Source organism: Legionella tunisiensis (assembly GCF_000308315.1).
Lineage (GTDB): Bacteria > Pseudomonadota > Gammaproteobacteria > Legionellales > Legionellaceae > Tatlockia > Tatlockia tunisiensis.
This window is the reverse complement of record NZ_CALJ01000110.1, coordinates 1-14,102: the sequence shown is the minus strand read 5'-3', so window position 1 is coordinate 14,102 and position 14,102 is coordinate 1. Positions and strand designations below refer to the sequence as shown.

Sequence of the window (14,102 nt, the reverse complement as noted above, 5' to 3'; positions counted from 1 at the left end):
TCATGGTAAGTAAATACCCTACTATTTCATCCCATACAATACCAGAATAGTCATGAACGCCCAGTTCTTGTGAGACTTTATCACTGACCCAAATGCCTAATAAGAAAGCAAGAATAGTCGTTAATAAATATATGATTAGTGGCTGTCCAACGAGCAACAAATAAACAGGCATAGCGGCGAGAGTGCCCCAAGTTCCTGGAGCAATTGGCATCAACCCACTACCAAAACCAAAAGCAATAAAATAAGTGGGATCCTGCCATACCTTATTGGACAATTTGACTGTATTCATTCGTACTCCTTAATCAAGTAGTTTGCTTGAATAAACTCGTTTTAAATGGGCAAGACAAGATACATGTTTAAAAATGGCTATAACCACTGGGTTTAAGAGACAGCACCTCACTATCTTCTGTTCTGGCACGCAGACCTTTTTTTCTTCTATGACTCCAATTCGATAACAGCGTAACCCAGCCTTGGCAAACAAAGCGAGTAACTGCTCTTCTTTTTGCGGCGCAACGGTAAAGCATAACTCATAATCATCCCCTCCCGTAAGAGCAAAATTGACTGCATTTTCCCCTTGATATTCTTGTACCAAAGAATGTAGAGGAATAGCAGATAACGATAAGCAAGCACCCACTCCACTGGCAACACAAATATGATTAAGATCAGCACTTAAACCATCAGAAATGTCGATTGCTGCCGAAGCACAACTTTGTAAAATATCAGCCAGATCAACACGTGGCTGGGGATGTTGTAATTTTAACATCAACTCGCGCTTATCAGACTCAGGGAGATCATTTCGCTGTAAAAAAGCAACAGCAAGCGCAGCAGCACCTAACTCTCCACTCACATAGATTTGATCTCCTGGTTGAGCACCAGAACGCTTGACTGCTTTTCCAGTCGGCACCAAACCATGAATAGTGAGTGTTAAACTGAGGGGACCACGCGTTGTATCACCACCAATTAAAGCAATATCAAATTGTTTTAAGGACGCGTGCAATCCTTGGGAAAAACGCTGCAACCAAGCTTGATCCAGCTCCGGAATCGTAAGCGCTAAACTCACCCAGCAAGGCTTGGCAGCCATTGCGGCTATATCACTGACATTAACCATGACCGCTTTACAGGCAATATCGTAAGCATCCCAGCTACGCAAAAAATGTACATCCGCCACTAAAGTATCTGTGCTCACTAATAATTGATGAGCCGGCGGAACAGTCAAACAAGCTGCATCATCCCCAATACCAAATACGACATCGGCGCGGGAGCTAGCAGGCTTTTTAAAAAAATATCAATTAATGAAAATTCATTCATTATTAAGGCTAATCTCAATTTTTCTAACTTGTCTCGCTAGATTATTCAGTACGCCATTAACATAACGATAGCCATCCTGCGAACCAAATTCTTTCGTTAGTGATACTGACTCATCAAGTACAACACGATACGGAATCTCCGGGCAATACAACAATTCAAAGGCCCCTAAACGTAATACAGTTAACTCAATGGGGTTTAAACTCTCAATGGCTCGATCCAAAAATGGCATTAAATTTTCTTCCAAGAACTTTACCTGCTCTGGAACACCATAAAGTAAACGGTTGAAATACTCGTTATCGACTTTATTCATGTTATTTGCAACACGAAATTGTGCTTCTATTTCGACTAATTCATGACCAGACATTAACCATTGATAAAGAGCCTGCAGGGCAAGTTTTCGTGCACGTCTTTTGCCACTAATTGATTGTTTTTCCACAATTACCTCATGAAGTTCTATCATCTTTCATTTGATCGATAGTTTGTCTGAAATCACTAACATCTTTAAAGCGTTTATAGACCGATGCAAAGCGCACATAAGCAACATGATCAAGACGATACAATTGCTTCATAACCAATTCGCCCACTTCACGAGAATCGATTTCTCGTTCCCCGCTACGGCGGATTTCCTGCGTAATGGTCACAATAGCTTCTTCAAGTGCATCAACACTAACAGGCCTTTTCTCCAAAGCCCGCAACATACCAGCTCTCAAGTTATTAATATTAAATGGTTCACGCCGGCCATCTCGTTTGATAATCGAAGGCATTATCAATTCGGCTGATTCAAAAGTAGTAAAACGCTCGTGGCAAAGAAGACATTGACGCCTTCTTCGTACTTGCGCTCCTTCTGCAACCAGGCGTGAATCCACTACCTTGGTGTCTTCTGCATGACAAAATGGACAATGCATAATTAACGATATACCGGAAATTCATGACACAATTGTAAGACTTGCGCTTTCACACGCGCAATCATTGCTTCATCATTCAAATCATCAAGCACGTCTGCTATCCAATTACTCAACACAGTCACCTCTTTTTCTTTAAATCCGCGCGTCGTAATTGCCGGAGTGCCCAAACGAAGACCACTCGTTACAAAAGGCGAACGTGGATCATTGGGAACAGAATTCTTATTGACCGTAATATTAGCCCGTCCCAAGGCAGCATCAGCCTCTTTACCGGTAATATTTTTAGTGATCAAATCAACCAGTAACAGATGATTTTCTGTACCACCGGAAACGATAGGATATCCTCGGTTTTTAAGAACCTCAGCCATCACTTTTGCATTCAATAAAACCTGTTGTTGATAGTCCTTAAATTCTGGTTGCAGAGCTTCAGCAAAAGCTACTGCTTTGGCTGCGATAACATGCATTAAAGGACCACCCTGCATGCCAGGAAACACGGACGAGTTTAATTTCTTTTCAATTTCTTCATTGGCACGAGCCAGAATCAACCCTCCACGTGGTCCACGTAACGTTTTATGGGTCGTCGTCGTAACCACATCTGCATAAGGTAATGGCGAAGGATAAAGACCAACAGCTACCAAACCAGCTACATGCGCCATATCAGCCATTAAATAAGCGCCTACTTTATCCGCAATAGTACGAAATCTTGCCCAATCAAGCACCTGGGAATAGGCAGAAAAACCGGCAATAATCATTTTCGGGCGATGAGTCACCGCCAATTCTTCCAGAACATCATAATTAATCAAACCCGTCTCAGGGTCCAATCCATAGCCTATCGCTTCATAGAGTTTGCCGGAAAAATTAACTCTAGAGCCGTGAGTCAAATGACCGCCATGCGGTAGAGCCATCCCCAGAATAACATCGCCAGGTGAAAGCAAAGCCATCATTACAGCGGCATTAGCTTGTGAACCTGAATGCGGCTGTACATTCACATAGTCAGCAGCAAATAATTGCTTGGCACGGCTGATGGCGAGGTTTTCCGCAACATCTACATATTCGCAACCACCATAATAGCGCTTACCAGGATAGCCCTCTGCATATTTGTTGGTTAACACCGAGCCCTGCGCCTCCAGGACCCTTGGACTGGCATAGTTTTCTGAAGCAATAAGCTCGATATGATCTTCCTGGCGTTGACGCTCTGCTTCAATTGCTTGCCAAAGCGCATCATCAAACCCTGCAATCGTGTAATTTTTATCAAACATTAGCAATCCTTAACCCTGTCGGTAATTAAACGTAATTTCACATGACCTCAGCTAATTACTTGAAGCACGGAGGTAAGAAAGACATTCCCTATCTAGACGACAATTAAAAATTAAATAATTATAATAGTTACTCAGCCAGGTTTGTAGCTCTTACTTACATTAGCCCTTAATTCTCGTTATTCAACCAAGAGAGAATTACGTACTCGCCTGACTCCATCAACATTTGCTGCAATCGCAGCAGCACGCTGCTTGGTTATTAGGTTACTTACAATACCACTCAACTGCACTTCACCCTTATAGGTTCTAACTGAAATCGTAAACCCTTTTGCTCCTAATTTATCAACTAATTCCGTTTTAACCTTTGCAGTTAGCGCTGCACTATCAAGATATTGTCCCGTACTTTCGCTCGTTGAGGTAGCAGAACAAGCAACCATAATCAGCAGTGAACAAATCAGCAGGATTTCTCTCATTATCCTTAACATACTGCTCTCATGGAATTAAATTATCCAAGAATATCACAGCACAGTGAACTAGTCATGACCATGCATATGGCCTTCCTCTATACTATCATGGCCATAAACATAGCCATTACCATAATTGCTAGGATGTTCGTGCACCCTTGACTCCGGTATCACCGAGCTATGGCTGTGATAATGCGACTCCCTGCTTTCGTGATGATGGTAATGATGATAAGCATGGGGAGTTGGCGCAGAATGATAATAGTAAGGCTTAGGTACCGTATCATAATAACGATCATAGTAGTAATCATTCTCTAAGGTACATGAACCCAGTGATGGTAATAAAGGCAGTAACGCTAACAAACGTTTCATAAAAACCTCTTAGGCATATAACAACATAAAAAGAAAGGCACGATTGTACAATCGTGCCTCCCATGTATTTTACAACTCATAAATGCTACTTAAATTAATTTGGAATTACTGTGCTTTCACCTCGGCTTTTCTACCAAAACGGAAGGGATAAACTGTCTCGCCTACATAGGCTCTTCTTGCAACGAGTCGCCATCCACTGAACGTATTAATATCTAAACGCATGCCAGAATGGCATTCTCCATGGTAAAACAAATCGATATAGTGCGGACGCTCAAACCGATAGATATTAAATGGCTCTAGCACCGTACCATCGTCGAAAATTCCATAGACACGTATATCATCATAGCCGTCATTTACCACTTCTATTTCGCAATAGCCTGGCATCATGGCTCTTTTCATTACGGACTTGGTCTCAGTGGTACCAGCATATGCCTGCGGATGAACATGCCGATTGCTATCGGCATAAACTGATGTTAACAAACCTAAACAACTAACAAAAAGCAGTGACTTAAGCTTCATCATTAACTCCAAATTAACTCTAAGATAGAGTGGAGACCAATTGTTAACAAAGAGTTGTCTTTAGTCAATAGGCTTTTTTTGTGACCATGATAAAAATAGTTTGCTCTTATTTCAGACAATATATTGATAATTACGAAACACCATTTTCCTGTTTTCTCTTTAATTAAGACTCAAATAATACAGTGAATTTCTTGCGAAACTCATTAGAGTAGCAAAAGAAGTCCAGTCACAAAATATCATGACTGTTACTTGCTTCATCTATCAAGCAGTTATGGTATATTAAGCCCTCAAAATTAAGTAGATCTCTTTCCCAACTCGCTATGGTGAGGGAAGTGTGAGAAGACACAGAGCGCGGAATCAAGTGTACACCCAGTATATGAGATTTGAGCACTGTATCAACGAAGCAATTTTCCACCACAATAGAGTTTAGAAAGAAGTCTAGTGGAATAACAAATTCCTAAGCATCAGCCCATTCAGAGGAATGAAGATGAAAAAACGCATGACGATCATGATTATCGCTTTAGCAGTTGTATTTGGAGGCATTATTGCGTTCAACCTCTTGAAAAGCTTTATGATTAAGCGCTTTTTCGCTAACTACGAGCCCCCGGCAGTGAGTGTATCTTCAGTCAAAGCTGTCCAAAAAAGCTGGGAGCCACGTATTGCAACAGTAGGAAATTTTGTTGCTATTAATGGCGTTGATGTCAACTCTGAAGCCTCTGGAAACGTGGTGAAAATTCATTTTGAATCAGGTCAGTATTTTGAGAAAGATAAACCCCTGATTGATATTGATGACAGTGTTGATCAGGCCACACTTAAATTTAATCTGGCAGAGCTTGCTCTACGTGAGCTCAATTATAAACGACAGGCTGATTTGTTCAGACGAGGAGCTACCCCCAGTTCAAGTGTTGATGAAGCCACAGCGAATTTGCAGCAGTCAAAAGCCAATGTCGAAAAAACCGAAGCACAAATAAGACAAAAACATATTAGCGCTCCTTTTTCAGGACTATTAGGTATCCGTCAAGTTAATTTGGGGCAGTATGTTACACCTGGGCAAACTGCGATTGTGACCTTGCAATCACTCGATCCCCTTTACCTGGAATTTTATTTACCTGAACAAATGCTAAAGCGATTACATATTAATCAAGGCATTCAATTTAGCGTAGAAGAATTTCCGAATGCCATCTTTGAAGGAAAAATCACCGCTATTAACTCCAAAGTCGACACGAATACCCACAACATTCTAGTCCAGGCTACTCTGCCCAATTGTCCAGCCACCGCAATTGACAATCCAGAGAATTCGACGCTCATTAAGCTTGGCAAAAAAGTTGGTGAAAAGCGGATTATTAATTGCAACACAGAACTCAACACCAAAAATCATATTACTCAATTCACCTTTATTCCTGGCATGTTTGCTTCTGTTTCCGTTGAGCAACCCTTAATTCCAGACGTCATCGTTTTACCTTCTACAGCCATTTCTTATAGTCTCTACGGCAATTCTGTTTTTGTGATCGAAAAAGATAAAGACGGTAAAAAGATGCAGAAGGCAAGGATATTTTGCGAGTCCAACGTGTGTTTGTTACTACAGGCGAACAGGCTGGCAATTACACAGTAATTAAAAAGGAATAAAAGCGGGTCAGTTGGTTGTTAGTTCGGGAGAGTTGAAATTACAAAATGGTACCCCTGTGGCCATTAACAATAGTGTACAACTTAATAATGTCAACAACCCTGATAATTTAGGCCAATAACAGTTTTAGTGGCAAGTGATTTTGCCTGCCAGGCGATGGTTATTTAACCATCGCTGGAATCAATATCGTCAAAAACGACGAAGGTTTTTCCAGGATAACTCATGAATTTTACAGATATATTTATTAAACGCCCAGTTCTCGCCACAGTCATTAGTTTATTGATCTTTTTGTTTGGTCTGAATTCAATCTCAACCATGCAAATTCGCCAATATCCGCGCATGGATAATACGGTTATCACAGTGACGACTGCTTATCCTGGCGCTGATGCCGCCTTAATTGCTGGATTCATTACAACACCTATGGAAGCAGCGGTTGCCAGTGCGGAAGGGATCGATTACATGACCTCAACCAGCACACAAGGCTTGAGTACAATTACCCTAACGATTAAATTGAATTTTAATCCCCAGGTTGCCTTTACAGACGTGATGAGTAAAGTGCAGCAAATCTTAAATCAATTGCCTCCTGAATCACAGCAACCGGTGATTGTTAAAAGTTCGGATACCTCAACACCATTGATGTATATCAGCCTTGATAGTCCTGATATGACACCACAGCAAATTACCGATTACGCTACTCGTGTTGTACAGCCGCAATTGCAAACTGTTGACGGCGTCGCAAAAGCGGATATCTTAGGTGGGGCGACCTACTCCATGCGGATTTTCCTCAACCCAATCAAAATGGCTGCTTTGAATGTAGCACCTTCTGATGTATCCAGTGTATTAGCACGTAATAATTTCCTTACTGCAGCAGGAAATACTAAAGGTGAATACGTTGCGATCAACATGACTGCGAAAACTGATTTAAATAATGTTGAAGAATTCAGTCAATTAATCGTCAGAAGCAACAAGAATTCCATTATCCGTCTGCGTGACATCGGTAAAATAGAATTAGGCTCGCAAAACTATGATTCTACTGTACGATTTAATGGTAAAAAAGCCGTCTTTCTCGCCATCACACCAACACCCACCGCCAACCCGCTGACCGTGATTAGCGATGTGCGCAAAATAATGCCCTCTATTCAACGTGAATTTCCTCCTTCTTTATCAGGGACTATTGTCTACGATGCGACTGATTTTATTCGCGCCTCTATCGAGGAAGTGATTCGAACCATTGCTGAAGCAGCAATCATCGTTATTATCGTCATCTTCCTGTTTTTGGGTTCCTTGCGCTCTGTTATTATTCCGGTCGTTACGATACCTTTGTCATTGATTGGTGTCTGCACCTTCATGTTATTTTTAGGCTATTCCATCAATTTGCTGACTTTGCTAGCTTTCGTTCTGGCAATTGGTCTTGTAGTCGATGATGCTATTGTCGTTGTTGAAAACGTACACCGGCATATTGAAGAAGGAAAAACACCCTTTCAGGCTGCAATTATCGGCGCTCGTGAAATTGCGACACCTGTCATTGCCATGACCATTACTTTAGCAGCGGTGTATGCACCCATCGGATTTATGGGAGGATTAACAGGCGCTCTCTTTAAGGAATTTGCTTTCACCTTGGCAAGTGCCGTTATTATCTCTGGGATTATTGCATTAACATTGACACCAATGATGTGCTCTAAAATACTCTCAGCGGATATCAGTAGTGGGCGTTTTGTTCACTTTCTCGATGAGCAATTTAACCGCCTGAAAATCCGTTATCAGCGCACTCTTCATAGCTTATTGGATACGCGGATCATTATTTTGCTGCTCGCAGCAGTAGTATTAGTAATGCTGCCCTATCTATATAGCCATACCGCAGAAGAAACCGCCCCCGAAGAAGATCAAGGCTTCTTCTTTGTTGTATCAACAGCACCACAATATGCAACAATTAATTACATCGAAGCCTATACTCAACCTTTTGATGAAATCTATAAGAGTTTTCCCGAAACAGAACATTATTTTACAGTGAATATGAGTGCACCTGTTTCCGGTATGGTGCTCAAAGCCTGGGATCGACGAAAACGCAGTCAATTTCAGTTAAAACAATCATTACAAGACAAGTTAGATGGTGTAGCCGGCCTTAAATCATTTGCTGTTATTCCCCCTCCCCTCCCTGGCGGCGGTAGTGGAACTCCTATTCAGTTTGTTATCAAGACTACCAATGATTTTCAAACGCTCTTTGAAGTATCCAACAAATTAATTGATGCAGCACGCAAAAGTGGTCTTTTTATTTATATTGATAACAGCCTGAAATTCAATCAACCAGAAATTGAATTGGAAATTAACCGATCCAAAGCGTCCGATCTCGGACTGGACATGCAGGCAATTGGTAGCAGTTTAACCACTGCTCTTTCTGGTAATTACGTTAACTATTTCAATTTACAAGGGCGTAGTTATCAGGTAATTCCTCAATTAGACAGGCGTTATCGCTTGAACTCCGAGCAATTAGGGCAAATTTTCATGCGTACCGCCAATGGCATTATGGTCCCTTTATCAACGGTAGTTACGCCAAAAGAAAAAGTACAACCGAATGCCGTAACGCACTTCCAGCAACTCAATGCCGCCACTATTCAAGCAGTGATGATGCCAGGTACAACACTCGGGCAGGGTTTGGCGTTTTTAAAAGAGCAGGCAGATAAACTGTTACCCAAAGGCTTTACTTATGATTATGGTGGGCAGTCAAGGCAATTTATTCAGGAGGGTACTGCACTTATCTTTGCCTTTTTCCTGGCAATCATTGTTATTTTTCTGGTGCTTGCAGCCCAATATGAAAGTTTCAGAGATCCATTAATTGTATTAATCAGTGTACCGATGTCCATTTGCGGAGCATTGATTCCACTTAATTTGGGAGCAGCAAGCATTAATATTTACACGCAAGTTGGGTTAATTACTTTAATCGGCTTGATCAGCAAACATGGGATTTTAATTGTTGACTTTGCTAATCAATTACAACGTGAGAAAAATCTTGATCGCAGAGCGGCCGTGGAGGAAGCAGCAGCCATTCGTTTACGTCCAATCCTAATGACAACAGCAGCCATGGTCTTTGGCGTCCTCCCTCTATTAATCGCAGCAGGGGCTGGCGCTGTCAGTCGTTTTGATATTGGTCTAGTCATTTCAACTGGTTTGCTGGTTGGTACCTGCTTTACTCTTTTTGTTGTACCGACCATGTATACTTATATTGCCGCTGACCATCGACATGATGACGACAACGAGAATACTGCTGCTCCTTCGACAGTCAATGATTCTCATAAGCTAGAATAGGTTTTGAGAATGGCAACTGAGCTTAATAATTGGTCGCTTAACGATGATTTATTCCCATTGAATATGTTAGAATTCGCGACTTTCATCAGTACAGGTTAAATCATGGATAAGACTTATTCCCCACAAGCGATAGAACGTGCATGCTATGAAAAGTGGGAAAGCCACCATTATTTTGAGCCGCGCGGCGAAGGAAAGGTTTATTGCATTATGTTGCCTCCTCCCAATGTAACCGGTAGTTTACATATGGGACATGGTTTTCAACATACTTTAATGGATACTCTGATTCGGTATAAGCGCATGCAAGGCGCAAAAACCCTCTGGCAACCTGGTACCGATCATGCAGGAATTTCAACGCAACTCGTTGTGGAACGCCAACTGGATAGCAAAGGATTATCTCGCAAGGACATGAATCGTGAGGAATTTCTAGAGCACGTATGGCATTGGAAAGAAGAATCAGGAAATCAGATTACCAGTCAAATGCGCCGTATCGGTTCGTCCGTAGATTGGTCGCGCGAACGATTCACAATGGATGAAGGCTTGTCAGCTGCTGTACAAAAAGTATTCGTTCAATTATACGATGAAGGACTTATCTATCGCGGTACTCGTCTGGTCAATTGGGATCCAAAATTAGGTACAGCTGTTTCAGATCTTGAAGTGATTTCCGAGGAAGAAGAGGGATGTTTATGGCATATACGCTACCCAGTCGTTGATTCAAACGAATCTATTATTATCGCTACAACACGCCCAGAAACCCTGCTTGGTGATACAGCAGTTGCCGTTCATCCTGATGATTCCCGCTATCAACATTTGATCGGCAAACAGTTACAACTTCCTTTATGTGACAGAACGATTCCTGTTATTGCAGATGACTATGTCGATATGGAATTTGGTAGTGGTTGCGTCAAAATTACCCCAGCCCATGATTTTAATGATCACGAAATTGGTAAACGTCACAATCTACCCTCGATTAACATTTTAACTAAGAAAGCAACCATCAATAAAAACGCGCCTTTACCTTACCAAGGAATGGATCGTTTTGTAGCTCGTGAACTAATTATTCAAGACCTGGGTAAAGTAGATCTCTTAGTCAAAACTGAACCACACAAATTAAAGGTACCTCGCGGCGAAAAATCGAATGTTATCATTGAGCCGCTTTTAACTGATCAATGGTATGTGAAAATTAACCCGCTGGCTGAACCGGCTATCGAGGCGGTTGAAAAAGGTGAAATCCGCTTTATTCCTGAGAATTGGTCCAAAACTTATTTTCAATGGATGGAAAACATTGAAGATTGGTGTATCAGTAGACAATTATGGTGGGGGCATCGTATTCCAGCCTGGTATGACAGCCATGGCCATGTTTATGTTGGCTACAGCGAAAACGATGTTCGCTTCAAATATTCCTTGGATGAATCCGTCTCTTTAAAACAAGACGAAGATGTTCTTGATACCTGGTTTTCTTCCGCACTTTGGCCTTTTTCCACCTTGGGCTGGCCAGAACGCACGCCGGAGCTTGAACAATTTTACCCCACGTCAGTCTTGGTAACCGGATTTGATATCATTTTCTTTTGGGTCGCTCGCATGATTATGATGGGCTTAAAATTTACAGGTAAAGTACCCTTCAAAGAAGTCATTATTACTGGCCTTATTCGTGATAGCGAAGGGCAAAAAATGTCTAAATCCAAAGGAAATGTCCTGGATCCCATTGATATCATTGACGGAATTGAGCTCGACAAACTTATTGAAAAGCGGACTTCCAACCTGATGTTGACTTCAGTGCGCGATAAAATAGCAAAAGCCACCCGTAAAGAATTTCCAGAAGGCATTGCTGCTTTTGGTACTGATGCACTTCGTTTTACCTTTTGTTCTTTAGCATCCACAGGTCGTAATGTACGTTTCGATATGGGTCGAGTTGAAGGGTATAGAAATTTTTGCAATAAGCTATGGAATGCTTCACGTTATGTATTACTTAATACAGACGAGGAGCAGATCGATTTTGGTGATGGAGCATTCCAGTATAGTCCTGCTGATCAATGGATACTTTCCCGTCTGCAACATACTATTGCTCAGTGCCATCATTATTTTGAAACCTATCGTTTTGATTTACTGGCAAACACGCTTTATGAGTTTGTCTGGCATGAGTATTGCGATTGGTACCTTGAATTATCAAAACCAGTGCTCTACGACAACAATGCCCTGGCTGCCATGAAGCGAGGGACTCGACGTACTCTGATTCATGTGCTTGATCAGATCTTAAAACTCTTGCACCCCATTATGCCGTTTATTACTGAAGAAATATGGCAACGTACAAGCAAACTCACCAGCCAAAATGGTGAAACCATTATGCTAAGTCCTTATCCGCAAGTGAACAAGGATTTCATTAATCCTGAAGTGGAAGAAGAATTAGCCTGGTTAAAGTCAGTGATTCAATCTGTACGTACAATCCGTAGTGAAATGACTATTTCTCCTGCTAAATTAATTCCCCTGCATTTCAGAAATGTAGCGCCGGTAATAGAAGAACGGATTAAAAATATCATGGAACTTTAATTGCGTTAAATAAACTGACTCACATCCATTGCATGGATAAGAGTGAATCACTATCCGTTTCAGCTTCTGCTGTCGTCGGTGAGCTCGAGTTACTTATCCCTATGGCTGGCCTCATTGACAAGCAAGCTGAATTATCTCGTCTAGAAAAAGAAATTGTTAAACTGGATAAAGATATTGCTCTTGCTGAAGGTAAACTTGGTAATCCTAAATTTACTGACAAAGCGCCTGCTGAGATCATTACTAAAGAACAAGAAAAATTAGCTCAGGCAAAACTAACTAAGAGTAAGTTGCTGCACCATAAAAAGACGGTAGAAACACTCTAGAGGCTGTTGACCTTCTTACTATCTTGCTGGTTATGACTTGATTTTCTGTGCTTCGTTGCTCATACACTCGTATGTATGCTCCGCTGCGATGCTCGAACATGAAGTCATAACCTAAGCACTCGAGCTAGCGAAATAGATGTAAGCTTCTAAAAAAATCTCCCCAATCTATATGGGCTTGCATTCTTAAAAGTACCATTTACATCGTCTTCTTCCCCAGGCATTCTTTACTCTTAATCTAACTCAGGATTTCAGCCATGGCCAAAGCGCGAAAAGCAAATCATCTGATTCACGAGAAAAGTCCTTATCTCCAACAACATGCCCATAATCCTGTCGATTGGTATCCTTGGAGTAAAATAAGCCTTGATAAGGCGCGCGAAGAAAATAAACCGATTCTGCTTTCTATAGGTTATGCCGCCTGCCATTGGTGTCATGTTATGGCCCATGAATCCTTTGAGGATGAAGAAACCGCTATAGAGATGAATACATTCTTTATTAATATAAAAGTAGATAAAGAAGAACGGCCAGATTTAGACAAAATTTACCAAACAGCGCATTATTTTTTAAGCCAACAGCACGGAGGTTGGCCTCTGACAATTTTTTTGGCACCCGATCTGAGCCCTTTTTTTAGTGGTACTTATTTTCCGCGTGAAGATCATTATCAATTACCAGCCTTTAAAAAAATTTTGCACTTCGTTACAGCGATCTACAACAATCAACAACAAAATATCCAAGAACAAGCTAAACAATTAAAAAAATATTACAACAACAGAACCATAGCCCAACGACGATCACTACTTTAAATAATCGTCCCCTAGAACTTGCCCTGGATAATCTGACAGCAAGTTATGATACAAAACACGGTGGATTTGGTGGCTCCCCCAAATTCCCTCAAGCGCCTAAACTTGATTACTTGTTGGCTCATCATTCACCCCTTGCTTCAGTTACTCTGGAACATATTTCAAAAGGTGGTATTTATGACCAATTAGCAGGAGGTTTTTATCGTTACTCAGTTGACGAAAATGGAACATCCCTCATTTTGAAAAATGCTCTACGATAATGGGCAATTATTAGCACTTTACTCCATTGCTGGCCAACACCATGCTGAGGCAGCTTTTCACGAAATTGCTGTTGAAACTGCCGAGTGGGTAATTAAAGAAATGCAATCTGCAGAAGGAGGATATTACGCCAGTCTCGACGCAGATTCTGAAGGTGAAGAAGGAAAATTTTATCGTTGGGATAAAACAGAAATTCAGACTGAACTGACTGAAAAAGAATATGCTGTCCTAAGTCGTTATTTTGGTTTAACACAAACACCTAATTTTGAACAACACTGGCATTTTTATGTTGCTCAATCTTTAGAAACGATTAGTAAACAGTTGACTCTCCCTATAATAGATACTAAAAAACTGCTGTCCACAGCAAAAAAGAAACTACTCGCTAAACGTAACCAACGAATAAAACCTTTTCGTGATGTTAAAAAATTTTAACGT

The 14,102-nt window shown here is 41.2% G+C and carries 11 protein-coding genes and 2 pseudogenes; 5 read left to right on the top strand and 8 right to left on the bottom strand.

Features of this window, described 5'->3' with window-relative positions; translation table 11 throughout:
* From BN58_RS08035 to BN58_RS07995, 8 genes are all read right to left on the bottom strand, one after another.
* The coding region (locus BN58_RS08035) for a phosphatidylglycerophosphatase A family protein (RefSeq protein WP_019216388.1) at positions 1-289 on the bottom strand (289 nt) is incomplete at its 3' end.
* A 9-nt stretch (positions 290-298) separates the two neighbouring features.
* Complete coding sequence (thiL, locus tag BN58_RS23340; protein ID WP_232220440.1) at positions 299-1,216, bottom strand: thiamine-phosphate kinase; 918 nt, start codon at positions 1,214-1,216, stop codon at positions 299-301.
* Between the two features lie 84 nt (positions 1,217-1,300).
* Positions 1,301-1,744 carry a transcription antitermination factor NusB gene (nusB, locus tag BN58_RS08020; protein ID WP_026069346.1) on the bottom strand — a complete coding sequence of 148 codons (444 nt, stop codon included), beginning with the start codon at positions 1,742-1,744 and terminating at the stop codon, positions 1,301-1,303.
* A 7-nt stretch (positions 1,745-1,751) separates the two neighbouring features.
* Complete coding sequence (nrdR, locus tag BN58_RS08015) at positions 1,752-2,213, bottom strand: transcriptional regulator NrdR (RefSeq protein ID WP_026069345.1); 462 nt, start codon at positions 2,211-2,213, stop codon at positions 1,752-1,754.
* Between the two features lie 2 nt (positions 2,214-2,215).
* The gene (gene glyA, locus BN58_RS08010) at positions 2,216-3,469 is read right to left on the bottom strand and encodes a serine hydroxymethyltransferase (protein WP_019216384.1); all 1,254 of its coding nucleotides are present in this window, start codon (positions 3,467-3,469) and stop codon (positions 2,216-2,218) included.
* A 176-nt stretch (positions 3,470-3,645) separates the two neighbouring features.
* Positions 3,646-3,951 (bottom strand): BON domain-containing protein, encoded by a 306-nt coding sequence (locus BN58_RS08005; protein ID WP_040916283.1) that lies wholly within the window; start codon positions 3,949-3,951, stop codon positions 3,646-3,648.
* A 48-nt stretch (positions 3,952-3,999) separates the two neighbouring features.
* Positions 4,000-4,299, bottom strand: a complete 300-nt coding sequence (locus tag BN58_RS08000; RefSeq protein WP_019216382.1) for a hypothetical protein — start codon at positions 4,297-4,299, stop codon at positions 4,000-4,002.
* Positions 4,300-4,404: 105 nt separating this feature from the next.
* Positions 4,405-4,821 carry a hypothetical protein gene (locus BN58_RS07995; protein WP_156812422.1) on the bottom strand — a complete coding sequence of 139 codons (417 nt, stop codon included), beginning with the start codon at positions 4,819-4,821 and terminating at the stop codon, positions 4,405-4,407.
* Between the two features lie 484 nt (positions 4,822-5,305).
* Between BN58_RS07995 and BN58_RS23335 the strand changes: the two are divergent.
* The 5 genes and pseudogenes from BN58_RS23335 to BN58_RS28285 all read left to right on the top strand — a co-directional run bounded on the left by BN58_RS23335 (position 5,306) and on the right by BN58_RS28285 (position 14,099).
* A pseudogene (locus tag BN58_RS23335) lies at positions 5,306-6,563 on the top strand (efflux RND transporter periplasmic adaptor subunit).
* A gap of 101 nt (positions 6,564-6,664) precedes the next feature.
* Positions 6,665-9,745 (top strand): efflux RND transporter permease subunit, encoded by a 3,081-nt coding sequence (locus BN58_RS07985; RefSeq protein WP_019216380.1) that lies wholly within the window; start codon positions 6,665-6,667, stop codon positions 9,743-9,745.
* A 102-nt stretch (positions 9,746-9,847) separates the two neighbouring features.
* Positions 9,848-12,612: pseudogene (locus tag BN58_RS23330) on the top strand (valine--tRNA ligase).
* A 254-nt stretch (positions 12,613-12,866) separates the two neighbouring features.
* Positions 12,867-13,412 (top strand): thioredoxin domain-containing protein, encoded by a 546-nt coding sequence (locus BN58_RS28290; protein WP_019216379.1) that lies wholly within the window; start codon positions 12,867-12,869, stop codon positions 13,410-13,412.
* Between the two features lie 243 nt (positions 13,413-13,655).
* Entirely contained in the window at positions 13,656-14,099 is a 444-nt protein-coding gene (locus BN58_RS28285) for a thioredoxin domain-containing protein (RefSeq protein ID WP_019216377.1), read from the top strand.
* Positions 14,100-14,102: the final 3 nt, after the last annotated feature.

Bases quoted from the DNA above. Each gene is read 5' to 3' on its own strand.
- glyA (WP_019216384.1), bottom strand. From the start codon at position 3,469: ATGTTTGATAAAAATTACACGATTGCAGGGTTTGATGATGCGCTTTGG.
- BN58_RS07995 (WP_156812422.1), bottom strand. From the start codon at position 4,821: ATGATGAAGCTTAAGTCACTGCTTTTTGTTAGTTGTTTAGGTTTGTTA.
- nrdR (WP_026069345.1), bottom strand. From the start codon at position 2,213: ATGCATTGTCCATTTTGTCATGCAGAAGACACCAAGGTAGTGGATTCA.
- BN58_RS08005 (WP_040916283.1), bottom strand. From the start codon at position 3,951: ATGTTAAGGATAATGAGAGAAATCCTGCTGATTTGTTCACTGCTGATT.
- BN58_RS08000 (WP_019216382.1), bottom strand. From the start codon at position 4,299: ATGAAACGTTTGTTAGCGTTACTGCCTTTATTACCATCACTGGGTTCA.
- BN58_RS28290 (WP_019216379.1), top strand. From the start codon at position 12,867: ATGGCCAAAGCGCGAAAAGCAAATCATCTGATTCACGAGAAAAGTCCT.
- BN58_RS28285 (WP_019216377.1), top strand. From the start codon at position 13,656: ATGCTCTACGATAATGGGCAATTATTAGCACTTTACTCCATTGCTGGC.
- BN58_RS07985 (WP_019216380.1), top strand. From the start codon at position 6,665: ATGAATTTTACAGATATATTTATTAAACGCCCAGTTCTCGCCACAGTC.